Origin of the sequence: Streptomyces sp. NPDC055962 (genome assembly GCF_042270185.1) — a bacterium.
In the GTDB taxonomy this organism is placed as follows: Bacteria; Actinomycetota; Actinomycetes; order Streptomycetales; family Streptomycetaceae; genus Streptomyces.
Window position 1 is genome coordinate 199,801 of sequence record NZ_JBHJYN010000003.1, and the last position, 24,949, is coordinate 224,749.

Genomic DNA, 24,949 nt, shown 5'->3' on the forward strand with positions numbered 1-24,949 from the left:
TTCTCCTGTCCTGCGAGTTTAGGCGGGGGGTGTGACAGCGCCCGCCCCGGCCGTGTTCCCCGGCGGAGCGGGCGGACCGCACGTTCAGTGACGGGTGAACCGCTCGCTGCGGGACCGGCCGGCTCCCTTCGCCGGATCGAACTCGGGGAGGAGCTCCGGGTCGAACTCCGGCACGCCGTCCGGCTCCGGCTCCGCGTCCCTGAGCGGGGTGTCCGGAAGGGGCTGGTCCGTGAAGGTCTGCTCCGTGACGGACGGGTCCACGGCCGACGGGTCTCCGTCGGACGGCGTGAGCGGGTCCACGGCCGACGGGTCCGCGGTCCCGGCCGGCTGCTCGGGTCCGGTCCGCTGCTCGCCCGCCCCCACGGGCTGCGGCTGCTGCCCCTGCTGCGCGCGCTCCAGGAAGCGGAGCAGCTCCACCGGGAAGGGCAGGACCAGGGTGGAGTTCTTCTCGGCCGCGACCGCGACGACCGTCTGGAGGAGCCGGAGCTGCAGCGCCGCCGGCTGTGTGGACATCTGCTGGGCGGCCTGGGCGAGCTTCTTCGACGCCTGCAGCTCGGCGTCGGCGTTGATGACCCTCGCCCGCCGCTCACGGTCGGCCTCCGCCTGCCGGGCCATGGACCGCTTCATCGTCTCCGGCAGCGACACGTCCTTGATCTCCACGCGGTCGATCTGCACCCCCCAGCCCACGGCGGGGCTGTCGATCATGAGCTCCAGACCCTGGTTGAGCTTCTCGCGGTCGGACAGCAGGTCGTCCAGGTCGCTCTTGCCGATGATCGACCGAAGGGAGGTCTGCGCCATCTGGGAGACCGCGAAGCGGTAGTCCTCCACCTGGATGACCGCACTGGCCGCGTCCACCACCTTGAAGTAGATGACGGCGTCCACGCGCACCGTGACGTTGTCCCGGGTGATCCCGTCCTGGGCGGGGACCGGCATCGTCACGATCTGCATGTTCACCTTACGGAGCCGGTCGACACCGGGGACGATCATGGTGAGTCCCGGCGAGCGCACCTCTTCGTGGAGCCGGCCGAGCCGGAGCACCACGCCCCGTTCGTACTGCTTGACCACCCGGGCCGCGGCCATGGCGTACATCAGGCCGCCGGCGAGCACTGCCACCAATGCGATCAACAGAATCTGGACCATCACGGCCCCCTGCCTCCGGGGGTGCGTTCGTCACCGCACCCACCCATCACGCCCTATTAACACGATATGCCCGATTCCTCCATATACGAACCTCTGTCCGGGTGCCCGGGGCCCCGGCCGGCCGCGCACGGGATGCCGGCGCTCACGGGACCGGGCAGGGTGGCCAGCGCCAGCACGTCCCTGTGACGTACCGATGAGCCGGACGAGCAGACGAGGACCCCGCCCATGTCGGTCACCGCGCCCCCCACCGTTCTCCGCCGACGCACCCGCATCGCCGCCGGTGCGGCCCTCCTCGCCCTGACCGTCACCGGCTGCTCCGGTCTCGGGCGCACGGCGGTCGGACCGGTCGAGTACACGACCGGCGAGGACCAGGTCGTCAGCGTGAACAGCCCGTCGGTCAAGGGCTGCCACGAGATCGAGGCCGGTGGCACGCGCGAGATCACCAACGAGACCAGGATCGACATGATCCTCTACCCCACCCGCGACTGCTCCGGGGGCGGGACCACCTATGTGGCCACGACGTTCACCGACGTCAACGCGCCGCGCAACCTCCCCTGGCGCAGCTACCGCTTCGTCCACTGACCGGCGCGGGGCGCACGGTCCCGCCCGCCCAGCAGCGCGAACAGCTCCCGGGTCCGCTCCCTACGGTCCCGGGCGATCAGGACCACCAGCACGACGAGCAGGGCGGGCATGACCGCGTTCGGCGGGTCGAGCAGCGTCAGCTGGACCACCGCCGCACCGGCCAGCAGTCCCGCGAGGGCGATGGCGGCCACCCCCGCGAGCGGCGGGACCAGCAGGGCCAGCGCTCCGGCGAGCTCCAGCGCGCCGATCGTGTACATCGCGCCGCTGCCCCAGCCCATCCTGTCGAACGACTCGACGGCCGACGCATGGGCGACCAGCTTGGCCACCGCGCTGAAGCCGAGGAACAGGGCGAGGACCACACGGGCACCGGTCAGCGCGGCGGAGGCGGCGCGACGGCGGGGCGCGGGGGTGCTGTCCGGCGCGGCTCCGGACACCGCAGGGGCGGCTCCGGAAGCGGCGGGCGTGGTCGCGGTGGTTTCGGACATGGCAGTCCCCTCCGAGGGAGTCGTGGATCACGTGCGCCGGTGCGGGAGGCGGCTCCTGCCGCCCCGCTCCACGGCGCTTTCAGAGAGGTAGACCGCGCCCCGCCCCGGAACTCATCGCCCCGGGAGCCCCCGGCTCGGCTTCCTCAGGGCTTCTCGGGCGGCCGCAGTTCGAGCACGGCCGCCCCCGGCCGCAGCACCGATCCGATCACCTCCGGCTCGGTGCCGGCGGACGGACGGGCGGGAGACCGACCGCGCAGTACCGGGCCCGGACGTTCCGGGGGTATGAGCGGACAACTGGTACGTGAGGGACGTGGCGTTCCCGTCACTGCCACAGGTTGTGACGGTCAGTGAGGGGGGTAGCGGCCCTCGGGCCACGCCACCGGCTGCTCCAGCTCCATGGACAGGTCGTCGGCGAGCTCGGTGATCACGGACCGCCCCTCGGTACGGGCCAGCCAGGCCGGGGGCAGTCCCACGTCGCCGTGGTGCGCGCCGAGCAGATTGCCGCAGACCGAGCCCGTGGAGTCGCTGTCCCCCGAGTGGTTGACGGACAGGAGCAGCGCCTCCGCGACGTCCCCGGCCCCCGGGAGCACGAGCACGCAGTACACGGCGACGGCCAGGGCCTCCTCGGCGACCCAGCCCGCCCCCAGGCTCTCGACCCGCTCGGCGGACGGATGCCCGTGGGCCGCGAGGTCGACGGCCGCACACAGCGCGGCCGTCGTCTCCTCGTGTCCGCGCCGGCGGGCCAGGAGGTCCATGGCGCGCAGCACGGCGCCTTCCGGGGAGTCGCCCTCCAGCAGATGGGTGATGATCGCGGCGAGCGCACCCGCCGCGTACGCACCCGTGGGATGGCCGTGGGTGATCAGCGCGCACCTGGCGGCCAGCGAGAACGCCTCCGCCGCGTCCGTGCCCAGGAGACCGAAGGGGGCCGACCTCATCACCGTGCCGCAGCCCTTGGAATGCGGATTGACGGGACCCGGCAGCACGAGCTCCACGCCGGGAGCCGGCGTCAGGCCGGACGCCAGGCCCGTCAGGCACGCGTTCCCCGGCGCACGGCGTGCGTACAGCCAGGGCTGCTGCCTGAGCCAGCCGGTCCGTACGGGGTCGTCGCCGGCGCGCGGGGGCGGGGCGGGGTGGTCCTGGGTGTCGAGCCAGCGCAGATAGGCATGGCGCACGGTCCCGGTCTCCGCGCCCCCGATGCCCTTGGCGGCGGCCCGGGAGCGGGCCCTGATCAGCCCCTCGACCGTGAACAGCGTCATCTGGGTGTCGTCCGTGATCCGCCCGGCGACCCCGTCGGCATCCGCGACGAGGCCGCGTACGCCCCGCTCCCCGTGGGTGCGGCGGATGCCGTCCAGGGAGAGGAACTCGACGGGGTTGCCCAGGGCGTCCCCGATCGCGCCGCCCAGCAGGGTGCCGCGCACCCTGGACCTGCGGGCGGCACCGGGACTCCATGACTCCGTACCCCGCATCGCGTGCCCCTGCCCTGTCGCCGTCACTGCACGCGCCCCTCGGCCGTCCGCCGGTTTCCGTACGCCGTACCGCGGGGTCATGCTGGAGGAGAGGCGATGGTGATGCGTACCGGAAGTGAACCGTCCACCGCTCGCAGCCCCCTGCGGATGCGACTGTGGCTGAGTGTATGGGGCATGATCTGGGCGGTGCTCGGGGTGGTGGCCTTCGTGGCGACCGGACGGGCCGGCTGGGCGGCGGCCTGCGCCGTCCTGCTGGTGGTGACGGTCACGGACCTCTGCGTCATCGTCCGCCATATGCGGCAGGGTCCGCACTACCAGCCCGGACGGGACGTCCCCCCGTACGAACCCGACCGGGGCGGGCGGGGCGGAGGGGGCCGCTACGCCCCCTGAGTCCCGCCCGAGCGGCCGTGCCCGGGCGCCGTCAGGGGCGGTCGTCGAAGCGGGCGGCCCGCAGGTACTCCGGGTTGGGGTCGAGGGCGGCGGCCAGGCGGAAGTGGCGGGTGGCCTGTTCGGGCCGGCCCGCCCGCTGGAAGGTGCGGGCCAAGGCGAAGTGCGCGAAGGCGTTGTCCGGCTCCCGCTCCAGGACCAGCTCGAACTCGAGCTCGGCCGGGCGCAGTTGGGCGGCGGCGAAGAAGGCCCGCGCGCGCAGCAGCCGCGCCGCGGTGTTCTCCGGATGGGCGGCTATCACGGAGTCGAGCAGCTTGACCGCGCCCCGTGGGTCCCGGGCGGCGAGCAGCTGCTCCGCCGCGCGGAAGTCGATGACATGGGTTTCGGGGTTTCTCTCGGGCACGACACCATCCTTCCCCTCGCCTGCCGCACTTCAACGTCCGGGCGGGCGCCCGTATTCCGGCCGGACGCCGGGTCAGCCCGCGGCGGCCCGGGCGGTGAGCTCCGACCACAGGGCCCGGACCTGCGGTTCCAGGTCCTCCAGCGGTCCGTCGTTGTCCACGACGAGCCCGGCGACGGCCAGCCGCTCCTCGCGGGTGGCCTGCGCCGCCATCCGGGCGCGGGCGTCGGCCTCCGTCATGCCGCGCAGCCGCACGAGCCGGTCGAGCTGGGTCGCGGGGGCGGCGTCCACGACCACCACCACGTCGTAGAGAGGGGCGAGACCGTTCTCGGTGAGCAGCGGGACGTCGTGGACGACGACCGCGCCGTCTCCGGCGGCCCGCTCCAGTTCGGCGGAACGGGCCCCGACGAGGGGGTGGACGAGGGCGTTGAGCGTGGCCAGCCGCTCGGGGTCGGCGAAGACGACCGCGCCGAGCGCCGACCGGTCCAGGGAGCCGTCGGGCCTCAGGATCGAGGGACCGAAGGCCTCGACGACGGCCGTGAGCCCCGGAGTCCCGGGCTCGACGACCTCCCGGGCGATCCGGTCGGCGTCGATCAGTACGGCCCCGTACTGCGCGAGCAGCCGTGACACTTCGCTCTTGCCGGCGCCGATCCCGCCGGTCAGGCCCACTTTCAGCATGGGCCGAGCCTAACCTCCGGCCGGTGCGCGGCCGGAGGTCCCCTCAGGAATCGCCTTCGCGCTCCGCGAGGAAACGCTCGAATTCGAGGCCGATCTCGTCGGCCGAGGGCAGATCGACCGGTTCCGCGACGAGGTTGCCCCTCGTCTCGGCTCCCGCGACCGCGTCGTACTGGTGCTCCAGGCCCTCGACGAGCGAGACGAGCTCCTCGTCCCCCTGGCCGACCTGCCGGGCGATCTCGGTCTGGGTGCGGTGCGCCTCCGTGCGCAGGGTGTGCGCGAGGCTCGGCAGGACCAGCCCGGTCGCCGCGGTGATCGCCTCCAGGGCGGTGAGCGCGGCGTCCGGGTAGGCGGACCGGGCGACGTAGTGCGGCACGTGGGTGGCGACACCGAGGACGTCGTGCCCGGCCTCCATCAGCCGGTACTCGACGAGCGCCTCGGCCGAGCCGGGGACCTGGGCCTCGTCGAAGAGGCTGCGGTGCCCGGGCATCAGGTCGGTGCGGTTGCCGTGCGGGGTGATGCCGACAGGACGGGTGTGCGGTACGCCCATCGGGATGCCGTGGAAGTTGACCGCGAGGCGGACACCCAGCCGCTCCACGACCTGCTCCACGGCGGCTGCGAACCGCTCCCACTCCACGTCCGGCTCGGGTCCGGACAGGAGGAGGAAGGGTGCGCCCGTGGCGTCCTGCACGACCCGGACGTCCAGGGTGGGCGCCTCGAACGCCTCCCACCGGTCGCGCTTGAAGGTGAGCAGCGGGCGGCGTGCCCGGTAGTCGACGAGCCGGTCGTGGTCGAAGCGGGCCACGATCTGGTGCGGCAGTGTGTCGAGCAGGCCGTCGACGATCTGCTCGCCGGTCTCGCCCGCGTCGATGTATCCGTCGAAGTGGTAGAGCATGACCAGGCCGGCCGACTCCTGGGCGAGCGCCATGTCGACGACGGCCAGGCCCTTCGGCTCCCATTCGTACAAACTCTGCGGATCAGGCACGGTTACCGCTCCTCCTCGTGTTCCTGGACAAGAACACCCCGCCCGGCCGTCGCATTCCCGCCCGCGACGGTGTCCTCGCGGTCAGGCGAGGACGCGGCTGTGCAGTGCCGTCACCGCCTTCCGCGCGGAGGTGAACGCCCCGTGCTGCCAGGCGTCGGTGTGGCTGAGGTAGTCACCGGCGAAGTACACATGTCCGGCGGGGCTGTTGAGCGGGGCGAAGGCCGGGGCGTCGGGGCCGCCGGACAGGGAGTGCCAGGACGCCTCCAGGTAGGGGGTCTGGCGCCAGTGGTGGGAGAAGGACGTGGCGAGCTCCGTGCGGTACTTGGCGCCGTGGATCTTCACACCCTGGGCGACGGCCCGTGCCTCCCTCTCGCGGGGCGTGAGGGCGGCGTAGGCGTCGGCGTTGGAACCGGTGTTGTAGTAGCCGATGATGGTGCCGCGCTCGCCGAGGTGGCCGTAGGACGGGTACCAGATGTGGGAGAGGTCCATGTCCGTCTCCGTGATGCCGCCGAAGATCCGGTGGTCGCTCTCCCACCAGCGGCTCCGGTACTCGAGCCCTATCTTGCCCGCCGAGGACGGCTTGCATGCCTCCAGGGCGCTCTGGACGGCCGGGCCGAGGTTGTGGGCGGTCCTCGCCAGGATGTTGGGCGGCAGCGCGGCGACGCAGTAGTCGGCTTCGATGCGGCGGGTGCGGCCCGCCTGCGTGTAGGTGACGGTGACGCCGTGGGCGGTGTCGGTGATGTCGCTGACGGCCGCTCCGGTGCGGATCCTGCGCTCCCCCACCGCCCGGCTGAGCGCCGCGGGTATCCGGTCCATGCCGCCCACCGGTTGGAACATCAGCATGGCCTGGTCATACTCGAACTCGAAGGAGAAGTAGCGCCCGACACCGCTGGCGAAGACCTCGGAGGCGGTCGGTGCAGGGCCGAGCACCTCACCCGGGGTTCCGGCGGCGGCAGGGTCGACGCGGTAGCCGCGCCGGGTGCTGCCGGTGTAGTCGAGCGTGTCGCCGAGGTCGCCGAACTCCTTGAGGAACTCGACGAGCCGCTCCTTGTCGTCGGCGGTGATCTCCCGGTCCAGGGCGCCCTTGCCCTCGGCCTTGGCGAGGAGCTCGGCGACGTAGCCGTACATGTCGGCCTTGGCGGTGCGGTAGCGCACCGGCTCCTTCATGCCCGCCTTCTCGTTGAAGAGGTAGGCATGGGCGTTCTCGTTCGTGAACACCTCGACGGGCACACCGAGTTCACGACAGTAGTCGAGGGTGACCATCCACTGCGGGATCCGGCCCGGCCCCGCGTTCATGTACTGGCCGTCGCTGAAGCGGGCGGTCTGCCTGTTGCCGTAGGTGTCGGTGGTCGAATCGCCGCCCCGCACGGTGAAGTTGCGTCCGCCGGTGCGGCCACGCGCCTCCAGGACCGTGCAGTCGTACCCCGCCTTGCCCAGCTCGTACGCGGCGGTCAGTCCGGCGATGCCCCCGCCCACGACGACGACCTTCGCCGCCGCCCTGCCCTTCAGCGAGAAGTCACCGGGGCTCGGCGCCCGGAAGGCCGGTTCGCGGGACGCGGCCTCGGCGGTGGGGGCGAGGCCGAGCGCCCCCATGGTGGCGAACATGGCGCCGGCGCCGCCGGAGATGCCCACGTTGCGCAGAAAGCTTCGGCGGCTGGCGCCCGCCGCAGCCGGAGAGACCTGTGAGACGCGTGAGGTGTTCGACGTGTATGTCATTTCCCTGGCTCCCCTGGTGATCCTGGCGTTGCGGCGGATCCTGGCAAGCGGTTGTTACGGGCCGTCAGCGACTCGTGTATCCCACACGTTTCCTCTGCACGGCGACGGCTCGGGCATATTGGTCCAGACCTTGACATGCCCACACAGTCCACTTAGCGTCACGGGCAGATTCAGAGCCTCGCCCCACATTCACGTACGAGAACTTCTGGCATCCCCGACGGGAAGGCACCCCCATGCGCACCCGCACACTGATCCCCGCCCTGCTGACCGCCGCGCTCGCTTCGGGCGCCCCCTCCCCCGCCGCGGCCGACGGGACACGGGCGGCAGCGGTCGTCGACGTGAGCACCGCGGCCCAGCTCAAGGCGGCACTGGCCGCCGTGGCCCCCGGTGACACGATCCGGCTCGCCGACGGCACGTACACCGGCAACTTCAAGGCGACCGTCCCCGCCACCTCGTCCGCGCGGATCACCCTCACGGGATCGCCGGGGGCGGTCCTCACCGCGGGCGGCGGATACGGGCTGCACCTGAACGGCGCCTCGTACTGGACGGTGTACGGCCTGACCGTGACCGGTGGCCAGAAGGGCATCGTGACGGACGCGGCGAACGGCGTCGTCATCGACTCGGTGACCGTGCACGACCTCGACATGGAGGGCGTGCACTTCCGCACGTCCAGCCGGGACGGCGTCCTGAGGAACTCCCGGATCCACGACACCGGTCATAACGGCCGAGGCATGGGCGAGGGCGTGTACGTCGGCTCGGCGGGCGACCTCACCGACCGGAGCGACGGGGTGCTGATAGAGGGCAACACCATCGGTCCGGGGGTCGGCGGCGAGAACGTCGACATCAAGGAGGGCACCACGGGCGCCAGGATCATCGGGAACACCTTCGACGGCAGCGGCCTGACCGGCGCCAACTACGACGACTCCTGGGTCGACGTGAAGGGCAACGACGTGCTGGTGGAGAACAACAAGGGAGTCCGCACCACGAACAACGGATACGAGACCCACACCCAGCAGAGCGGCTGGGGCTGCGGCACGGTCTTCCGCGGCAACGCCTCGGACCTGACCGGCGCCACCGGCGGCGGGCAGCTCGCCGTGAACGTCACCAACCAGAGTGCCGCCTGTCGCACCACCGTGTACGCCGGCAACACGGTGACCGGCGGCAAGGGGCTGACGAACATCGCCGTGACGCCCTGAGGCCGCCCGGCCGCACGGGGCGCGCCCGCCCCCGGACATGAGTGAGGCCCGCCCCCCGAAGGGGACGGGCCTCACCTACAGCTCTCCAGCTGCTGCAGCCGATGAGCGGCTGGGGTCAGAGCGTCAGCTCTGGCCGCCGGCCAGCTTCTCGCGCAGGGCGGCCAGGGCCTCGTCCGACGCCAGGGCGCCGGAGTTGTCCGCGGACTCCGAGGAGTACGAGCCGCCGCCACCGCTGCCGCCGGAGGCAGCCGGGGCAGCGCCGGCCGGGGCGGCAGCGCCCTCGGCAGCGGCAGCCTCGTCGGCCTCGCGGGACTTGATGACCTGGGCCTGGTGCTGCTCGAAGCGCTGCTGCGCCTCGGCGTACTGCGTCTCCCAGACCTCACGCTGCGACTCGAAGCCCTCGAGCCAGTCGTTGGTCTCGGGGTCGAAGCCCTCGGGGTAGATGTAGTTGCCCTGGTCGTCGTAGGACGCGGCCATGCCGTACAGGGTCGGGTCGAACTCGACCGACGCCGGGTCGCCGCCGAAGGCCTCGTTGGCCTGCTTCAGCGAGAGGCTGATGCGACGGCGCTCGAGGTCGATGTCGATGACCTTGACGAAGATCTCGTCGTTGACCTGGACGACCTGCTCCGGGATCTCCACGTGGCGCTCGGCCAACTCGGAGATGTGGACCAGGCCCTCGATGCCCTCGTCGACGCGCACGAACGCACCGAACGGAACGAGCTTGGTGACCTTACCGGGAACGACCTGCCCGATCTGGTGCGTACGGGCGAACTGCTGCCACGGGTCTTCCTGCGTCGCCTTGAGCGACAGCGAGACGCGCTCGCGGTCCATGTCGACGTCGAGGACCTCGACGGTGACTTCCTGGCCGACCTCGACAACCTCGGAGGGGTGGTCGATGTGCTTCCAGGACAGCTCGGAGACGTGCACGAGACCGTCGACGCCACCCAGGTCCACGAAGGCACCGAAGTTGACGATGGAGGAGACGACGCCGGAGCGGACCTGACCCTTCTGCAGGGTCGTGAGGAACGTCTGGCGGACCTCGGACTGGGTCTGCTCGAGCCAGGCACGGCGGGACAGGACCACGTTGTTGCGGTTCTTGTCCAGCTCGATGATCTTGGCCTCGAGCTCCTTGCCCACGTAGGGCTGGAGGTCGCGGACGCGACGCATCTCGACGAGCGACGCCGGGAGGAAGCCACGGAGGCCGATGTCGAGGATGAGACCACCCTTGACGACCTCGATGACGGTACCGGTGACGATGCCGTCTTCTTCCTTGATCTTCTCGATGGTGCCCCAGGCACGCTCGTACTGAGCGCGCTTCTTCGAGAGGATCAGGCGGCCTTCCTTGTCCTCCTTCTGGAGAACCAGGGCCTCGATCTCGTCGCCGACCTTGACGACCTCGTTCGGGTCGACGTCGTGCTTGATCGAGAGCTCGCGGCTCGGGATGACGCCTTCGGTCTTGTAACCGATGTCGAGGAGGACCTCGTCGCGGTCGACCTTGACGATGACACCGTCAACGATGTCGCCGTCGTTGAAGTACTTGATCGTCTCGTCGATCGCCGCGAGGAACGCGTCCGCGTCGCCGATGTCGTTGACCGCAACCTGCGGAGTGGTGGCGGTGGTCTCGGTGCTGCTCGTCATGTGGGAAAGGGCTCCGGTACGGACAGTGAGTCGTAGGTACTGCTACGCCGAAAGCCCGTATCGCCTCTGCAGACGCCGGACAGCCTGGAGGGCACCCAACCTGTACCGGGTAGGCACCTCGACAACCGAGGGGACATGCAACAGACGCGAGCGCGGCCTGCTAGGTCTGAGGCGCGCAGGCTCGCAGCGCAACTTGTAGCATACGGGGGCAGCCGGACAGGGTCAATGCGCGAAGGCGCACACCCGGGGCACACCACCCCAATCCCGGCACAACTCACGTTCGCCGAGGCCACATCGGGTCACAGCGGTGTGTCGCGCGCACACGGGCGTACCGGCCCGTACGGCCCGGGGAGGCACCCGCGCGAGGCGGGTGAAGGCAAACTACAACGACGGGCACGATGAGCCAAGAGATCTACGAGTCCGAACCCGAGGCGACCCGGCGCGAGGCCGGTGAGTCGGAGAGCAGCCGGGCGAGCCGCGGCTGGTGGGACCGGAACGCCGACGAGTACCAGAACGACCACGGGGCCTTCCTCGGGGACGACCGCTTCGTCTGGGGCCCGGAGGGCCTCGACGAGGCCGAGGCCGCCCTGCTGGGCCCGGCCGCCGGGCTGGAGGGCCTCGACGTCCTGGAGATCGGCGCGGGCGCGGCCCAGTGCTCGCGCTGGCTGGCCGCGCGGGGCGCCCGGCCGGTGGCCCTGGACCTCTCGCACCGCCAGCTCCAGCACGCCCTGCGCATCGGCGGGGGCGTCCCGCTCGTGCAGGCGGACGCGGGGCGGCTCCCCTTCCGCGACGGCTCCTTCGACCTGGCCTGCTCCGCCTACGGCGCGGTGCCCTTCGTCGCCGACCCCGTCCAGGTCTTCCGCGAGGTGCACCGCGTGCTGCGGCCGGGGGGCCGCTGGGTCTTCTCGGTGACCCACCCGATCCGCTGGGCGTTCCCCGACGAGCCGGGGCCGGAGGGGCTCTCCGTCTCCGCGTCCTACTTCGACCGCGTCCCGTACGTGGAGCAGGACGAGAACGGCGACGCGGTCTACGTGGAGCACCACAGGACCCTGGGCGACCGGGTGCGGGACGTCGTGGCGGGCGGGTTCCGGCTGGCGGACCTCGTCGAGCCGGAGTGGCCGGCCTGGAACGACCAGGAGTGGGGCGGCTGGTCACCGCTGCGCGGCAACCTGATCCCCGGCACCGCGATCTTCGTGTGCGAGCGGGACCACCGCCCGTCGTGAGGGGGCGGGACCACCGCCCGTCGTGAGGGGGCGGGACCACCGCCCGTCGTGAGGGGGCGGCGTACGAGACTGGGGGCGTGATCCGTACCGATGCCCTGGACCAGCTGCCCGTCCGCACCGCCGTGCCCGCCCTGGAGCGGGCGCTCGCCGAGCGGGGGGCGGCCGTGCTCTGCGCACCGCCCGGGACCGGCAAGACGACCCTCGTACCCCTGGTGCTGGCCGGGCTGACCGGCGGCGGGCCGGTGCGCCGGGTGCTCGTCGCCGAGCCCCGGCGGATCGCCGCGCGGGCGGCGGCACGGCGCATGGCATGGCTCCTCGGCGAGCGGACCGGTGACCGGGTCGGCTTCACGGTGCGCGGGGAGCGGGCCGTGGGGCCGGGGACGGTGGTGGAGGTCGTGACCACCGGGGTGCTGCTCCAGCGGCTGCAGCGCGACCAGGAACTGGCCGGTGTCGACGTGGTCGTCATCGACGAGTGCCACGAGCGCCATCTGGACGCGGACACGGCCGCGGCGTTCCTCCTCGACGTCCGCGGGACGCTCAGGCCCGAGCTGCGTCTGGTCGCGGCGTCGGCGACGACGGACGCCGAGGGCTGGGCGCGGCTGCTCGGTGACGCCCCGGTGGTCGAGGCGCACGACGTGTCCCATCCGGTCGGGACGGTGTGGGCGCCACCGCCCGGGACCGTGCGGCCGCCGCACGGGTTGCGGGTGGACCCGGCCCTGCTGACCCATGTGGCGGCCGTGGTGCGCCGGGCGCTCGCCGAGCGGGACGGCGACGTGCTGTGCTTCCTGCCCGGCGTCGGCGAGATCGGCCGGGTCGCGGGACAGCTCGCGGGTGTGGACGCCGAGGTGCTCCAGGTGCACGGGCGGGCTCCGGCGGCCGTCCAGGACGCGGTGCTGGCGGGGTCCTCGGAGGGCCGCCGGGTGGTGCTGGCGACCTCCGTGGCCGAGTCGTCCCTGACGGTGCCCGGGGTGCGGGTCGTCGTGGACTCGGGCCTCGCCAGGGAGCCGCGTACGGACCATGCCCGGGGGCTGAGCGCCCTGACGACGGTACGGGCGTCCCGGGCTGCGGGCCGTCAGCGGGCGGGGCGCGCCGGGCGTGAGGCCCCGGGCACGGTGTACCGCTGCTGGGAGGAGGCCGAGGACGGGCGGCTGGCCGCGTTCCCCTCCCCGGAGATCAAGGTGGCCGACCTCGCGGCGTTCGCCCTGCAGACCGCGTGCTGGGGCGATCCGGACGCGTCCGGGCTCGCCCTCCTGGATCCTCCCCCGGCCGGCGCGATGGGCGCGGCACGCGAAGTGCTGGGCGCGGTCGGCGCGGTCGACGGCGCGGGGCGCGCGACGGCACGGGGCGTACGGATGTCCCGGCTCGGCCTGCACCCCCGGCTGGCCCGTGCCCTCCTGGACGGCGCGGACGAGGTCGGCGGGCGCCGTGCGGCGGAGGTGGTGGCGCTGCTGAGCGAGGAGCCGCCGCGAGAGTACGGGGACGACCTGGCGCACGCGCTGCGCACGGCGCGGCGCGGTGGCGACGGCTACGCGGCGCGCTGGCGGCAGGAGGTGCGGCGGCTCACTCTGTCTCTCGGATCGTCGAAGCGGCAGGAGGACACGGGCGCCGGCCACGACGACGCCGCCGTGGGGCTGGTGGCGGCCCTGGCGTTCCCGGAGCGGGTGGCACGGGCCAGGGGCGAGGGGGCGTTCCTCATGGCGTCGGGGACGGGCGCGGAGCTCCGGGACGGCTCACGGCTGCGCAGCGCGCCCTGGCTGGCGGTCGCGGTCGCGGACCGGCCCGCCCACGCGGCGTCCGCCCGGGTGCGGCTCGCGGCCGTCATCGACGAGGGCACGGCGCTGCTGGCCGCCGGACACCTGCGCTTCTCCGGCGAGGAGGTCCGCTGGGCGGACGGCGACGTGGTGGCACGCTCCGTGGACCGTCTGGGCGCGGTCGAGCTGTCGGTCCGCGCCCTGCGCGGGCCCGCTCCCGACCTGGTGCGCGGGGCCCTGCTGGAGGGGCTGCGCCGTGAGGGCCCGGGGCTGCTGCGGTGGACCCGGGACAGCGCGCAGCTGCGGCTGCGGCTCGCGTTCCTGCACCGGGTCCTGGGGGCGCCGTGGCCGGACGTGTCGGACGGCGCGCTGCTGGCACGCGCCGACGAGTGGCTGGAGCCGGAGCTGTCGCGGGCGGCCCGCCGCTCGGATCTGGCGCGGATCGACGCGGGCCAGGCGGTGCGGCGGCTGCTGCCGTGGGCGACGGGCGAGGCCGGCCGCCTCGACGAGCTCGCCCCGGAGCGGATCGAGGTGCCGAGCGGCTCCAGGGTCCGGGTGGAGTACGGCGGTGAACAGCCGGTGCTCGCGGTGAAGCTCCAGGAGCTCTTCGGGCTGCGCGAGACGCCCCGGGTGGCGGGGGTGCCGGTCCTGGTCCACCTGCTGTCCCCGGCCGGGCGCCCGGCGGCGGTGACCGCGGACCTGGCGTCGTTCTGGCGGGAGGGCTACAAGGGGGTGCGCGCCGAGCTGCGGGGCCGTTATCCGAAGCACCCGTGGCCGGAGGATCCGACGACGATGGAGGCCACCCGCTTCACCTCGGCGCGGCTGCGCAGGGACCAGGGCCCCTCTTGAAGCGGAGGAGGGGGTGTCCGGCGCACGCCGGACACCCCCTCCTCCGCTTGTCCCGTGCGGCTCAGGCCGCGGGTGCCTCGACCTTCAGCTCGACGGTCAGCGTGGCGCCGCTCGCGGTGGTGAGCCGCAGCGTGAAGGTGCCCGCCGTGTCGTCGGCGTGGATCGTCGGGAGTTCGAGCAGCCCGTCGGCGCCGGTCGTCAGGTCCAGGGTGCGGACGGCCTTGCCGTCGGCGTCCTTGAAGTACGGACCCTTGTCGTTCTCGGCGGGCGTCTCCGCGTCGGTGATCATCGTGGCGGTGACGGCGGTGTCCGCCACCCCGGTGCCCTTGTACGCCGCCTCGACCTGGACCCGGTCGGCGAACGCGGCACCGGGGGCGGCCGTGAGCACCTTGTCGTCGGTGCGGGTGAGGGTGTCCGCCACCCGGGCGGTGACGTTCGCGGTGAAGGTGAGGGTGCGCAGCTTGGCGGTGCCGGCCACGGCCGTCACCCTGAAGGAGCCCGTCTTCTCCCCCGCGGTCAGGGCGGGCGCGGTGACGGTGCCGTCGGAGCCGGTGGTCACGGTCACGGTGCTCTTCCCCCCGGCGAATCGGGTGTCCGTGTCACCGACGACGGCGAAGGTGACCGGGGCCTTGGCGAACGGGGTGCCGGTCGTGCTCCTCGCCCGGACCGTGACGCGCTCGGCGAACGTCTCGCCTGCGGTGGCGGTGAGGGTGCCGGTGCCGGCGTTCTCGAGCGTGCCGAGCGTCGCGGGCGGTGTGGGCGGCGTCGTCGGGGGCTTGGGCGGCTTCGGGGTGGGAGGAGGCGTGGGGTCGGGGCTGGGCGACGGGCTCTGGCCGGGCGGTGTCGGAACGGGGCTCGGCGAGGCGGTGCCGGGAGGTGTCGGCGTGGGGGTGGGCGACGGGGAGGACGTGCCTCCGCCCGTGCCCGCCGGGAGGACGCCCGTACCGTCCGGGACCTCGTGCGTGCCGCGCTTGTAGTAGTCGAACCAGGAGCGCACCGTGCGCAGGTACTCGGTCGAGTGGTTGTAGCTCAGCACCGCCCGGTCGAGGTCGGCGGCGAGCGACAGGTCGCGGGTGCCGGCGCAGAGGTAGCGGCCGGCGGCCAGCGCCGCGTCGTAGACGTTGTTGGGGTCCTTGCGCCCGTCACCGTTGCCGTCCTGGCCCCAGGTGGCCCAGGTGGACGGGATGAACTGCATCGGGCCGACCGCGCGGTCGTGGGTCGCGTCGTTGTCGTACGCCCCGCCGTCGGTGTCCTTGATCAGCGCGAACCCCTGCCCGTTGAGGGCGGGGCCGAGGATCGGGGAGAGGGTGGTGCCGTCCGCGTCGACCTTGCCGCCGCGGGCCTGGCCCGACTCGACCTTGCCGATCGCGGCGAGGAGCTGCCACGGCAGCCGGCAGGCGGCGTCGGTGCCCGCGAGCTCCTGCTCTGCCTTCTTGTACGCGGCCAGGACGGACGCGGGTATGCCCGCTTCGGCACTGCCGGTCACCGGCAGGTTCACGGAGGCGCCGGGCCTGTTGGGCGTGGTGAGCGGCGGAAGGTCCGTGTGGTACGGCGAGTTGCCCGTGGCCGCGCTGTCCTCGGACGGGGTCGCACCGGCCGCCGTGCGGTCGTCGGCCGCGCCGTCGGTCTGCGGTGCGGCGGGGGCCTGCGATGCCGCGAGGGCTGCGACGGCGGCCGCCGCCACGGCCGTGGTGGTGGCCCCCCTGCGAAGCCTGCGGCCGAATTGCGCTGCCATACGTGTCGGTCCCTCCCCGTCGACGGCGCTCGCGCTCCCCAGCGCGAGGACTCAGGCGACCCTACGGCAACTCCTCGCGCCCGAACACCGGCCCCTGACCGGTTCTTACGGATTTTTCAGCTTCACCGTCGTCAAGTCACCAAGGTGCCCGGGAGGGGTGACACGGGCTCACGCATACTTGCCGCCATGCCGTTCACCCTCAGCCATGCCGCAGCCGTGCTCCCGGGGATCCGCAGGTCGGGTGCGGGCCGCGGGCCTCTCGTCGCCTCGGCGCTCGTCGCGGGATCGTTCGCCCCGGACCTCACGTACTACGCCGACACGGTCGTCCCCGGGGCGATGGAGTTCGGCGAGGTCACGCACGGCGTGTGGGGGGTGCTGACCGTGGACGTCCTCATCACGGGCGCCCTGGTGGCGCTCTGGCTGATGCTGCGCGAACCGCTCGTCGCGCTGCTGCCCGGCGAGGCGCGGGGCCGCGTGCACACCTTCGTGCGAGGACGGCGCCGGGAGCCCGGTGGCCCGGCCCTCACCGAGGCGGCGTGGTTCGTCGTGTCGGCCGTCATCGGCTCGGGCACCCACGTCGTGTGGGACGCGTTCACCCACCACGGCCGGTGGGGCACGGAGCTGATCCCCGTCCTCGGCCGCAGTGTCGGCGGCCACCCGGTCTTCCAGCTGGTGCAGTACGGCAGTTCGGCCGTGGCGCTGGTGGTCCTGGCCTGGTTCACGTACACGGCTCTGCGGCGCATCGGGCCCGTCCCGGCGCCGGGGTGCGTGCCGGTGCTCGGCCGCGCCGAACGTTGGTGGGCTGGTGCGCTCCTCGCCCTGTGCGCCGTGCTGGGCACCGTCCACCGGTGCGCCCGCTGGTACGCCTGGTTCGGGCACGCCGACACGCCGCTCGACATCATCCCGACGGCGTGCTTCGGCGCCGGGGCCGGCCTCGCGGCGGGCCTGGTGCTGTACGGGGTGTGGATGCGGCTGCTGCGGAAGCCCTCCGGCCGCCGGCCACCGGAGGGACCCCGCGCGGACACCGCGCGGAGCCGCCCCGCCGGCCGCTGAGCCCGGCGGGGAGCCCCGCCGGGCCGGCCCTCTAGTGGGCGGCCGTCTCCCAGTCCTTGCCGACGCCGACGGAGACGTCCAGCGGCGCACGGAGCTCCACCGCCGCGGACATCTCCCGGCGCAGGATCTCCTCGACCTGCTTCCGCTCGCCCTTCGCGATCTCCAGGACGATTTCGTCGTGGACCTGGAGGAGCATCCGTGACGTCAGCCCCGCCTCCGTCAGCGCACGGTCCACCTTGAGCATCGCGACCTTGACGATGTCGGCAGCCGTCCCCTGGATCGGCGCGTTGAGCGCCATCCGCTCGGCGGCCTCGCGCCGCTGGCGGTTGTCGCTGTTGAGGTCCGGGAGGTAGCGGCGGCGGCCGAGGATCGTCTCGGTGTACCCGGTGGCCCTGGCCTCCTCCACGACCCGGTGGAGGTAGTCGCGCACCCCTCCGAACCGCAGGAAGTAGGTGTCCATCAGCCCGCGCGCCTCGCCGGCCTCGATGTTCAGCTGCTGCGAGAGGCCGAACGCGGAGAGCCCGTAGGCCAGTCCGTACGACATCGCCTTGATCTTGCGGCGCATCTCGGCGTCGACGGCCGTCTTCTCGACGCCGAACACCTGCGAGGCGACCGTCGTGTGGAGGTCCTCCCCGGAGGTGAACGCCTCGATGAGACCGGCGTCCTCGGAGAGGTGGGCCATGACGCGCAGCTCGATCTGGCTGTAGTCGGCCGTCATCAGCGTCTCGAAGCCCTCGCCGACGACGAAGCCCCGTCGGATCGCCCGCCCCTCGTCCGTGCGGACGGGAATGTTCTGCAGGTTGGGGTCGGTCGAGGAGAGCCGGCCCGTCGCCGCGACCGTCTGGTTGAAGGTGGTGTGGATACGGCCGTCCGCGCCGATCGTCTTGATCAGCCCCTCGACGGTGACCCGCAGCTTCGCCTGCTCCCGGTGGCGCAGCATGATCACGGGCAGTTCGTGCTCGGTCTGCGCGGCCAGCCACGCCAGCGCGTCCGCGTCGGTCGTCCAGCCCGTCTTCGTCTTCTTCGTCTTCGGCAGGGCCAGCTCGCCGAAGAGGACCTCCTGGAGCTGCTTGGGCGAGCCGAGGTTGAACTCACGGCCCACCGCGGCGTGCGCCTCCTTCACCGCCTGCTGCACCGCACCGGCGAACTGCTGCTCCATGCCCTCCAGATGCGCCCGGTCGGCGGCGATGCCGTGCCGCTCCAGCCGGGCCAGCATGATCGAGGTGGGCAGCTCCATGTCGTACAGCAGCTCGGTGGCGCCGACCTCCTTGAGGCGCGCCGTGAAGGCCTCGCCGAGGTCCAGCACCGCGCGGGCCTGCGCCATCAGCGCGTCGGCCTCCGCGCGGTCCTCCGCGCCGAAGGCCAGCTGCCCGTCGGAGGCGGGGGCGGGCGCCAGCTCCCGGCCGAGGTACTCCACGGCCAGCGCGTCCAGGGCGAAGGAACGGCGCCCCGGCTTGACGAGATAGGCGGCGAGCGCGGTGTCCATCGCGATGCCCTCCAGCCGCCAGCCCTGCTCGGGGAAGACCCGCAGGGCGTTCTTGGCGTTGTGGAGGACCTTGGGCCGCGCCGGGTCGGCGAGCCAGGCCGCCAGGGCCTGCTCGTCGGCCTCGTCGAGCTCGGCCGGGTCCAGCCAGGCGGCGGCCCCGCCGGCGGCGGCGAGCGCGACCTCGGTGACCGTGCCGGTGCCCAGCGACCACGTGTCGACGGTCATCACACCGAGGGGCTGCCCGCCGTGGGCCTCCAGCCAGGGGGCGACCTCGCCGGAACCCAGCACCGCACCGTCCAGCTCGATCCCGGCCAGGGGCTCCGGCGGACCGGCCTCCTCCGCACCCGGGTCGACGGCGAGCAGCCGCTCGCGCAGGCTCGGGTTGCGGATCTCCAGGACGTCCAGCACACCGGTGACCGCCGTGCGGTCGTACGGGGCGCGCTCCAGCTCGGCCGGGCCCTTGGGCAGCTCGACGTCCCGGACCATCTCGGTCAGCACGCGGTTCATCTTCACCGCGTCCAGGTGGTCCCGGAAGTTCTGGCCGGCCTTGCCCTTGACCTCGTCGGCCCGCTCGACCAGTTCCGCGAACGAACCGAACTGGGTGATCCACTTCGCCGCCGTCTTCTCACCCACACCGGGGATGCCCGGAAGGTTGTCCGACGGGTCACCCCGCAGCGCCGCGAAGTCCGGATACTGCCCCGGGGTGAGCCCGTACTTCTCCTGGACCTTCTCCGGGGTGAACCGCGTCAGCTCCGAGACGCCCTTCGTCGGGTAGAGGACCGTCACGTTGTCCGTGATCAGCTGGAAGGAATCCCGGTCGCCGGTGACGATCAGCACCTCGAAGCCGGCCGCCTCGGCCTGTGTGGCCAGCGTCGCGATGACGTCGTCCGCCTCGAAGCCGTCCACCGCGAACCGGTCCGCGTGCATCGCGTCCAGCAGCTCGCCGATCAGCTCGACCTGCCCCTTGAACTCGTCGGGGGTCTTGGAGCGGTTCGCCTTGTACTCCGGGAACTCCTGCGCGCGCCACGTCTTGCGGGACACGTCGAAAGCCACCGCGAAGTGCGTGGGCGCCTCGTCGCGCAGCGTGTTCGCCAGCATCGACATGAAGCCGTACACGGCATTCGTCGGCTGCCCCGTCGCCGTCGTGAAATTCTCCGCGGGCAGGGCGAAGAACGCCCGGTACGCCAGGGAGTGCCCGTCCATGAGGAGCAGGCGCGGTCGGTTGTCTGCCGTCTTCTTCGATGCCGTCTCAGCCACGCCCCCGATCCTGCCACGGACCACCGACAATCCGGACCGGCCACCGCCCCGCACCGGCCCGTCCCCTTCCACCACGCCCGCGGGAACCGGGCCGGGACCTCCCCGCTTCCCGCGGGACACCCGGGCACGCGTGCATGACAGGATCGAAAGACAGTGAAGGCGTAAGAAGACGCGACAGGACGCCACGGCACACGGACGCGACGCGCGCCCGCCCGCACCACGGCGCCCGCAGGCTCGAAGGGGAGCACCATGGCCACCAAGCCCCCGACCGGTGACCCGGTCCAGGACGCGCCGCAGATCGACGAGGTCCAGCACGCCGCCGCCGGACTGCCCGCCGTCGCCCACACCCTGCGCATCGCGCAGCAGCAGATGGGCGTCCGGCGCACCGCGCAGACCCTCCTCAAGGTCAACCAGAAGGACGGCTTCGACTGCCCCGGCTGCGCCTGGCCCGAGGGCGACAAGCGGCACACCGCCGAATTCTGCGAGAACGGCGCCAAGGCCGTCGCCGAGGAGGCGACCCTGCGCCGCGTCACCCCCGACTTCTTCGCCGCCCACCCCGTCACGGACCTGGCCGGCCGCAGCGGCTACTGGCTCGGCCAGCAGGGACGCATCACGCAGCCCGTGTATCTGCCCGAGGGCGCCGACCGGTACGAGGCGGTGACCTGGGAGCGCGCCTTCGAGATCGTCGCCGAGGAGCTCACCGCGCTCGCCTCGCCCGACGAGGCGCTCTTCTACACCTCGGGCCGCACCAGCAACGAGGCCGCCTTCCTGCTCCAGCTCTTCGCCCGGGAGTTCGGCACCAACAACCTGCCCGACTGCTCCAACATGTGCCACGAGTCCTCGGGCTCCGCACTCACCGAGACCATCGGGATCGGCAAGGGCAGCGTCAGTCTCGAAGACCTCCACCGGGCCGACCTGATCATCGTCGCCGGACAGAACCCCGGCACCAACCACCCACGGATGCTCTCCGCACTGGAACAGGCAAAGTCCGCCGGAGCGAAGATCATCTCGGTGAACCCGCTGCCCGAAGCCGGCCTCGAACGGTTCAAGAACCCGCAGACGGCCCGCGGCATGCTCAAGGGCGCCGCCCTCACCGATCTCTTCCTCCAGATCCGCATCGGCGGCGACCAGGCGCTCTTCCGCCTCCTCAACAAGATGATCATCGAGGCCGACGGAGCCGTCGACACCGCCTTCGTCGCCGAGCACACCCACGGCTACGAGGAGTTCGCCGAGACCGCACGCGGTGCCGACTGGGACGAGACCCTCGCCGCCACCGGCCTCGACCGCGACAGCATCGAGCAGGCGCTCGCCATGATCCTCGCCTCGGAGCGCACCATCGTCTGCTGGGCCATGGGCCTCACCCAGCACAAGCACTCCGTGCCGACCATCCGCGAGGTCGTCAACCTCCTCCTCCTGCGCGGCAACATCGGCAGGCCCGGCGCCGGCGTCTGCCCCGTACGCGGCCACTCCAACGTCCAGGGCGACCGCACGATGGGCATCTTCGAACGTCCCGCCCCCGCCTTCCTCGACGCGCTGGACCGGGAATTCGGCATCACCTCACCCCGCCACCACGGTTACGACGTCGTACGGTCCATCCAGGCGCTGCGCGACGGCGACGCCAAGGTCTTCTTCGCCATGGGCGGCAACTTCGTCGGCGCCACCCCCGACACCGCCGTCACCGAGGCCGCCATGCGCCGCGCCCGCCTCACCGTGCACGTCTCCACCAAGCTCAACCGCTCGCACGCCGTCACCGGCACCCGCGCCCTGATCCTGCCCACCCTCGGCCGCACCGACAAGGACGTCCAGACCGGCGGGAAGCAGTTCGTCACCGTCGAGGACTCCATGGGCATGGTCCACTCCTCCCGCGGCAACCTCACCCCCGCGAGCCCCCACCTGCTCTCCGAGCCCGCCATCGTCGCCCGCCTGGCCCGCGCCGTCCTCGGACCCGCCTCCACCACCCCCTGGGAGGACTTCGAGAAGGACTACGGCACGATCCGCGACCGGATCTCCCGCGTCGTCCCCGGCTTCGAGGACTTCAACGCCCGCGTCGCACGCCCCGGCGGTTTCACCCTGCCCCATGCTCCCCGCGACGAACGCCGCTTCCCCACCGCGACCGGCAAGGCCAACTTCACCGCCGCGCCCGTCGAGTTCCCCGAACTCCCCGAAGGCCGGCTGCTCCTCCAGACCCTGCGCTCCCACGACCAGTACAACACCACGATCTACGGCCTGGACGACCGCTACCGCGGCATCAGGGGCGGCCGCCGCGTCGTCATGGTCAACCCCGAGGACGCCCACGCCCTCGGCCTCGCCGACGGCTCCTACACCGACCTCGTCAGCGAATGGAAGGACGGCGTGGAGCGCCGCGCCCCCGGCTTCCGCGTCGTCCACTACCCCACCGCCCGGGGCTGCGCCGCCGCGTACTACCCGGAGACCAACGTCCTGGTCCCCCTCGGCTCCACGGCGGACACCAGCAACACCCCGGCCAGCAAGTCGGTCGTCGTACGCTTCGAGCCGGCCTGAGCCCTAAGCGCACGCTCAGTCGTCTGATAAGAACAGTGCACTGCACCCAGCAACGAACGACCGCACAGGATCGGAGCCGGACCCCATGGGCGAGCACACCGCACCCACGTTCCCCCAGGAGATCATCGACGAGTACGCGGCACTCGGCGTCGACCTCCCGGCACTCTTCTCCGCCGGACACCTCGGCGAGCGCATGGGCGTGACGATCGTCGAGGCCTCCGCCGACCGCGTCGTGGGCACCATGCCCGTCGAGGGCAACACCCAGCCCTACGGACTCCTCCACGGCGGCGCCTCCGCCGTCCTGGCCGAGACCCTCGGCTCCATCGGCTCCATGCTCCACGGCGGAGCCACCAAGATCGCCGTCGGCGTCGACCTGAACTGCACCCACCACCGCGGCGTCCGCAGCGGACTGGTCACCGGCACCGCCACCCCCGTGCACCGCGGCCGCTCCACCGCCACGTACGAGATCGTCATCACGGACGAGCACGACAAGCGGGTCTGCACCGCTCGCCTCACCTGCCTGCTCCGCGACGCCGCCGGCCCCGCCGGAGGCTGACCACCCCGCCCAACACCCCACTGCCCGGCCGGAACGCACACCGCATTCCGGACCGGGCAGACCCATATCCGGGACTTTTCAGAGAAGTTGGCGGACACGCACGGTCAACACCCTTGACCGCCAATCCCGTTCCATGAGCCACTTCAACAGCCACACCACCTGGCGGCACATCAAACACTTCGCGCGGATGTAACACTGCGTAACACGTGTGCAATACACGCAAAACGCCACGGACCCCGGCCCCACCCACCCCGCCGGCCACCCCGCGCGCCCGTTGCGCCCCGATTCGGGCGACAGCACCAAGATCACCCCAAGCCCCTTAGCAGAGCTGCGGGTTCTCACCATGCGGTCACTTCACCGCCCGGGCAAATGCCCTACATCTCCACACTGCGGCCAACAAGTCTTCCCCACGGCATAACAAGACAGTCACATCATCACCGGACCCATCCCGCACCCCCTCACCTGCCCATAGAGTCACGGCCAGTCACCGCGCCGCCGGGCGTGTCTGCTGCACGGCCCTGTATCCACCAGTACAGCCCGGCGTAGTCACGGCACCTCACGCAGAGGAGGCCGCGCCAGGGAAAGGACCTTTCGTGCGACACCGTTCTTTGATCATCCTCACCACCGTGCTCACCACCGGTGCACTCACCCTCACCGCCTGCGGATCGCGCGACGACGACAGCAAGAGCGACGGCAAGGACAGCGGCGCCAAGACCACCGTCGTCATCGGCGTGGACGCCCCGCTCACCGGATCCCTCTCCGCACTCGGCCAGGGCATCAAGAACTCCGTGGACCTCGCGGCCAAGACCGCGAACAAGAACAACGAGGTCCCCGGCATCGAGTTCAAGATCGAAGGCCTCGACGACCAGGCCGTGCCCGCCTCCGGACAGGCCAACGCCACCAAGCTCGTCGGCATGAAGGAAGTCCTCGGAGCCGTCGGCCCCCTCAACTCCGGCGTCGCCCAGTCCATGCAGGGCGTCTTCGAGAAGGCCGGCCTCGTCCAGGTCTCCCCCGCCAACACCAACCCCGCCCTCAGCCAGGGCGACGACTGGGCCAGCGGCAACGGCAAGCGCGTCTTCAACACCTACTTCCGCACCTGCGCCACCGACGTCGTGCAGGGCAAGTTCGCCGCCCAGTACCTCTACAACGACGCCAAGAAGAAGAAGGTCTACGTCGTCGACGACAAGCAGACCTACGGCGCCGGCCTCGCCTCCATCTTCTCCGCGGAGTTCAAGCGCCTCGGCGGCAAGGTCGTCGGCACCGACCACGTCACCGTCAAGGAGACCGACTTCTCCAGCACCGCCGACAAGGTGAAGAGCTCGGGCGCCGACTCCGTCTACTACGGCGGCCAGTACCCCGAGGGCGGCCTGCTCTCCGACCAGATCAAGAAGACCGGCGCCAAGATCCCCACCATGGGCGGCGACGGCATCTACGACCCCGCGTTCATCAGCGCCTCCGGCGAAGCCAACGACGGCGACTATGCCACCTCCATCGGCTACCCCGTCCAGGCCCTCCCGACCGCGAAGCAGTTCATCGCGGACTACGAGGCCGAGAAGTACAAGGACCCTTACGCCGCATACGGCGGCTACTCCTACGACGCCGGATGGGCCATCATCCAGGCCGTCAAGGCCGTCGTCGCCGACAACGACGGCAAGCTCCCCGAGGACGCCCGCGCCAAGGTCACCGAGGCCATGTCCAAGGTCTCCTTCGACGGCGTGACCGGCAAGGTCTCCTTCGACGAGTTCGGCGACACCACCAACAAGCAGCTCACCGTCTACGAGGTCCAGAAGGGTGCCTGGAAGGACGTCAAGAGCGCCACGTTCGAGGACTGACCCCCCAGCACCACCAC

19 protein-coding genes are annotated in these 24,949 nt (G+C 72.0%); 9 read left to right on the plus strand and 10 right to left on the minus strand.

Features of this window, described 5'->3' with window-relative positions; all coding sequences use genetic code 11:
• Positions 1-84: 84 nt before the first annotated feature.
• A complete protein-coding gene (locus ACFC51_RS11495; protein WP_376528254.1) occupies positions 85-1,140 on the minus strand; it encodes an SPFH domain-containing protein in 1,056 nt (351 codons plus the stop codon).
• Positions 1,141-1,365: 225 nt separating this feature from the next.
• Here ACFC51_RS11495 and ACFC51_RS11500 point away from each other — a divergent pair, with 225 nt between their 5' ends.
• The gene (locus ACFC51_RS11500; protein ID WP_376372681.1) at positions 1,366-1,722 is read left to right on the plus strand and encodes a hypothetical protein; all 357 of its coding nucleotides are present in this window, start codon (positions 1,366-1,368) and stop codon (positions 1,720-1,722) included.
• Here ACFC51_RS11500 and ACFC51_RS11505 read toward each other — a convergent pair.
• Both ACFC51_RS11505 and ACFC51_RS11510 read right to left on the minus strand, forming a co-directional pair.
• Positions 1,704-2,207: a DoxX family protein gene (locus ACFC51_RS11505; RefSeq protein WP_376528257.1), complete on the minus strand. Its 504-nt coding sequence runs from the start codon at positions 2,205-2,207 to the stop codon at positions 1,704-1,706. The genes ACFC51_RS11500 and ACFC51_RS11505 overlap by 19 nt on opposite strands.
• A gap of 344 nt (positions 2,208-2,551) precedes the next feature.
• Positions 2,552-3,673, minus strand: a complete 1,122-nt coding sequence (locus ACFC51_RS11510) for an ADP-ribosylglycohydrolase family protein (RefSeq protein WP_376528643.1) — start codon at positions 3,671-3,673, stop codon at positions 2,552-2,554.
• A gap of 147 nt (positions 3,674-3,820) precedes the next feature.
• Here ACFC51_RS11510 and ACFC51_RS11515 point away from each other — a divergent pair, with 147 nt between their 5' ends.
• Positions 3,821-4,063, plus strand: coding sequence for a DUF6343 family protein (locus tag ACFC51_RS11515; RefSeq protein ID WP_376414751.1), 243 nt, complete (start codon positions 3,821-3,823; stop codon positions 4,061-4,063).
• A gap of 31 nt (positions 4,064-4,094) precedes the next feature.
• Here ACFC51_RS11515 and ACFC51_RS11520 read toward each other — a convergent pair whose 3' ends face one another.
• The 4 genes from ACFC51_RS11520 to ACFC51_RS11535 form a co-directional block, all read right to left on the minus strand.
• Positions 4,095-4,463, minus strand: coding sequence for a tetratricopeptide repeat protein (locus tag ACFC51_RS11520; protein WP_145802325.1), 369 nt, complete (start codon positions 4,461-4,463; stop codon positions 4,095-4,097).
• A gap of 72 nt (positions 4,464-4,535) precedes the next feature.
• Positions 4,536-5,138 carry a dephospho-CoA kinase gene (coaE, locus tag ACFC51_RS11525; protein WP_376372674.1) on the minus strand — a complete coding sequence of 201 codons (603 nt, stop codon included), beginning with the start codon at positions 5,136-5,138 and terminating at the stop codon, positions 4,536-4,538.
• 43 nt (positions 5,139-5,181) lie between these two features.
• Positions 5,182-6,120, minus strand: coding sequence for a PAC2 family protein (locus ACFC51_RS11530; protein WP_376372672.1), 939 nt, complete (start codon positions 6,118-6,120; stop codon positions 5,182-5,184).
• A gap of 81 nt (positions 6,121-6,201) precedes the next feature.
• Complete coding sequence (locus tag ACFC51_RS11535; protein ID WP_376528645.1) at positions 6,202-7,725, minus strand: flavin monoamine oxidase family protein; 1,524 nt, start codon at positions 7,723-7,725, stop codon at positions 6,202-6,204.
• Between the two features lie 344 nt (positions 7,726-8,069).
• Between ACFC51_RS11535 and ACFC51_RS11540 the strand changes: the two genes are divergently transcribed.
• A complete protein-coding gene (locus ACFC51_RS11540; RefSeq protein WP_376372669.1) occupies positions 8,070-9,032 on the plus strand; it encodes a right-handed parallel beta-helix repeat-containing protein in 963 nt (320 codons plus the stop codon).
• A gap of 123 nt (positions 9,033-9,155) precedes the next feature.
• Here ACFC51_RS11540 and rpsA read toward each other — a convergent pair whose 3' ends face one another.
• On the minus strand, positions 9,156-10,670 hold the full coding sequence (gene rpsA, locus ACFC51_RS11545; RefSeq protein ID WP_277334515.1) for a 30S ribosomal protein S1: 1,515 nt from the start codon (positions 10,668-10,670) through the stop codon (positions 9,156-9,158).
• A 398-nt stretch (positions 10,671-11,068) separates the two neighbouring features.
• Here rpsA and ACFC51_RS11550 point away from each other — a divergent pair, with 398 nt between their 5' ends.
• Together ACFC51_RS11550 and hrpB are read left to right on the plus strand one after the other, a co-directional pair.
• Positions 11,069-11,893, plus strand: a complete 825-nt coding sequence (locus ACFC51_RS11550; RefSeq protein WP_376528259.1) for a class I SAM-dependent methyltransferase — start codon at positions 11,069-11,071, stop codon at positions 11,891-11,893.
• Between the two features lie 77 nt (positions 11,894-11,970).
• Entirely contained in the window at positions 11,971-14,493 is a 2,523-nt protein-coding gene (gene hrpB, locus ACFC51_RS11555) for an ATP-dependent helicase HrpB (protein WP_376528261.1), read from the plus strand.
• A gap of 61 nt (positions 14,494-14,554) precedes the next feature.
• Here hrpB and ACFC51_RS11560 read toward each other — a convergent pair whose 3' ends face one another.
• A complete protein-coding gene (locus tag ACFC51_RS11560; RefSeq protein WP_376528264.1) occupies positions 14,555-16,228 on the minus strand; it encodes a lytic murein transglycosylase in 1,674 nt (557 codons plus the stop codon).
• 186 nt (positions 16,229-16,414) lie between these two features.
• On the opposite strand from ACFC51_RS11560, the gene ACFC51_RS11565 reads away from it, so the two are divergent.
• A complete protein-coding gene (locus ACFC51_RS11565; RefSeq protein ID WP_376528266.1) occupies positions 16,415-17,281 on the plus strand; it encodes a DUF4184 family protein in 867 nt (288 codons plus the stop codon).
• A gap of 31 nt (positions 17,282-17,312) precedes the next feature.
• Here ACFC51_RS11565 and polA read toward each other — a convergent pair whose 3' ends face one another.
• Positions 17,313-20,024: a DNA polymerase I gene (gene polA / locus ACFC51_RS11570; RefSeq protein ID WP_376528268.1), complete on the minus strand. Its 2,712-nt coding sequence runs from the start codon at positions 20,022-20,024 to the stop codon at positions 17,313-17,315.
• 249 nt (positions 20,025-20,273) lie between these two features.
• Here polA and ACFC51_RS11575 point away from each other — a divergent pair, with 249 nt between their 5' ends.
• From ACFC51_RS11575 to ACFC51_RS11585, 3 genes are all read left to right on the plus strand, one after another.
• Positions 20,274-22,544, plus strand: a complete 2,271-nt coding sequence (locus ACFC51_RS11575) for an FdhF/YdeP family oxidoreductase (protein WP_376528271.1) — start codon at positions 20,274-20,276, stop codon at positions 22,542-22,544.
• 85 nt (positions 22,545-22,629) lie between these two features.
• A complete protein-coding gene (locus ACFC51_RS11580; RefSeq protein ID WP_376372649.1) occupies positions 22,630-23,100 on the plus strand; it encodes a PaaI family thioesterase in 471 nt (156 codons plus the stop codon).
• A gap of 593 nt (positions 23,101-23,693) precedes the next feature.
• The gene (locus tag ACFC51_RS11585; RefSeq protein ID WP_376372646.1) at positions 23,694-24,932 is read left to right on the plus strand and encodes a branched-chain amino acid ABC transporter substrate-binding protein; all 1,239 of its coding nucleotides are present in this window, start codon (positions 23,694-23,696) and stop codon (positions 24,930-24,932) included.
• Positions 24,933-24,949: the final 17 nt, after the last annotated feature.

Excerpts from the sequence above, each read along its gene's own strand:
- ACFC51_RS11495 (WP_376528254.1), bottom strand. The coding sequence starts at position 1,140 with ATGGTCCAGATTCTGTTGATCGCATTGGTGGCAGTGCTCGCCGGCGGC.
- ACFC51_RS11500 (WP_376372681.1), top strand. The coding sequence starts at position 1,366 with ATGTCGGTCACCGCGCCCCCCACCGTTCTCCGCCGACGCACCCGCATC.
- ACFC51_RS11505 (WP_376528257.1), bottom strand. The coding sequence starts at position 2,207 with ATGTCCGAAACCACCGCGACCACGCCCGCCGCTTCCGGAGCCGCCCCT.
- ACFC51_RS11510 (WP_376528643.1), bottom strand. The coding sequence starts at position 3,673 with ATGCGGGGTACGGAGTCATGGAGTCCCGGTGCCGCCCGCAGGTCCAGG.
- ACFC51_RS11515 (WP_376414751.1), top strand. The coding sequence starts at position 3,821 with ATGCGACTGTGGCTGAGTGTATGGGGCATGATCTGGGCGGTGCTCGGG.
- coaE (WP_376372674.1), bottom strand. The coding sequence starts at position 5,138 with ATGCTGAAAGTGGGCCTGACCGGCGGGATCGGCGCCGGCAAGAGCGAA.
- ACFC51_RS11535 (WP_376528645.1), bottom strand. The coding sequence starts at position 7,725 with ATGTTCGCCACCATGGGGGCGCTCGGCCTCGCCCCCACCGCCGAGGCC.
- ACFC51_RS11540 (WP_376372669.1), top strand. The coding sequence starts at position 8,070 with ATGCGCACCCGCACACTGATCCCCGCCCTGCTGACCGCCGCGCTCGCT.
- rpsA (WP_277334515.1), bottom strand. The coding sequence starts at position 10,670 with ATGACGAGCAGCACCGAGACCACCGCCACCACTCCGCAGGTTGCGGTC.
- ACFC51_RS11550 (WP_376528259.1), top strand. The coding sequence starts at position 11,069 with ATGAGCCAAGAGATCTACGAGTCCGAACCCGAGGCGACCCGGCGCGAG.
- ACFC51_RS11560 (WP_376528264.1), bottom strand. The coding sequence starts at position 16,228 with ATGGCAGCGCAATTCGGCCGCAGGCTTCGCAGGGGGGCCACCACCACG.
- ACFC51_RS11565 (WP_376528266.1), top strand. The coding sequence starts at position 16,415 with ATGCCGTTCACCCTCAGCCATGCCGCAGCCGTGCTCCCGGGGATCCGC.
- ACFC51_RS11575 (WP_376528271.1), top strand. The coding sequence starts at position 20,274 with ATGGCCACCAAGCCCCCGACCGGTGACCCGGTCCAGGACGCGCCGCAG.
- ACFC51_RS11580 (WP_376372649.1), top strand. The coding sequence starts at position 22,630 with ATGGGCGAGCACACCGCACCCACGTTCCCCCAGGAGATCATCGACGAG.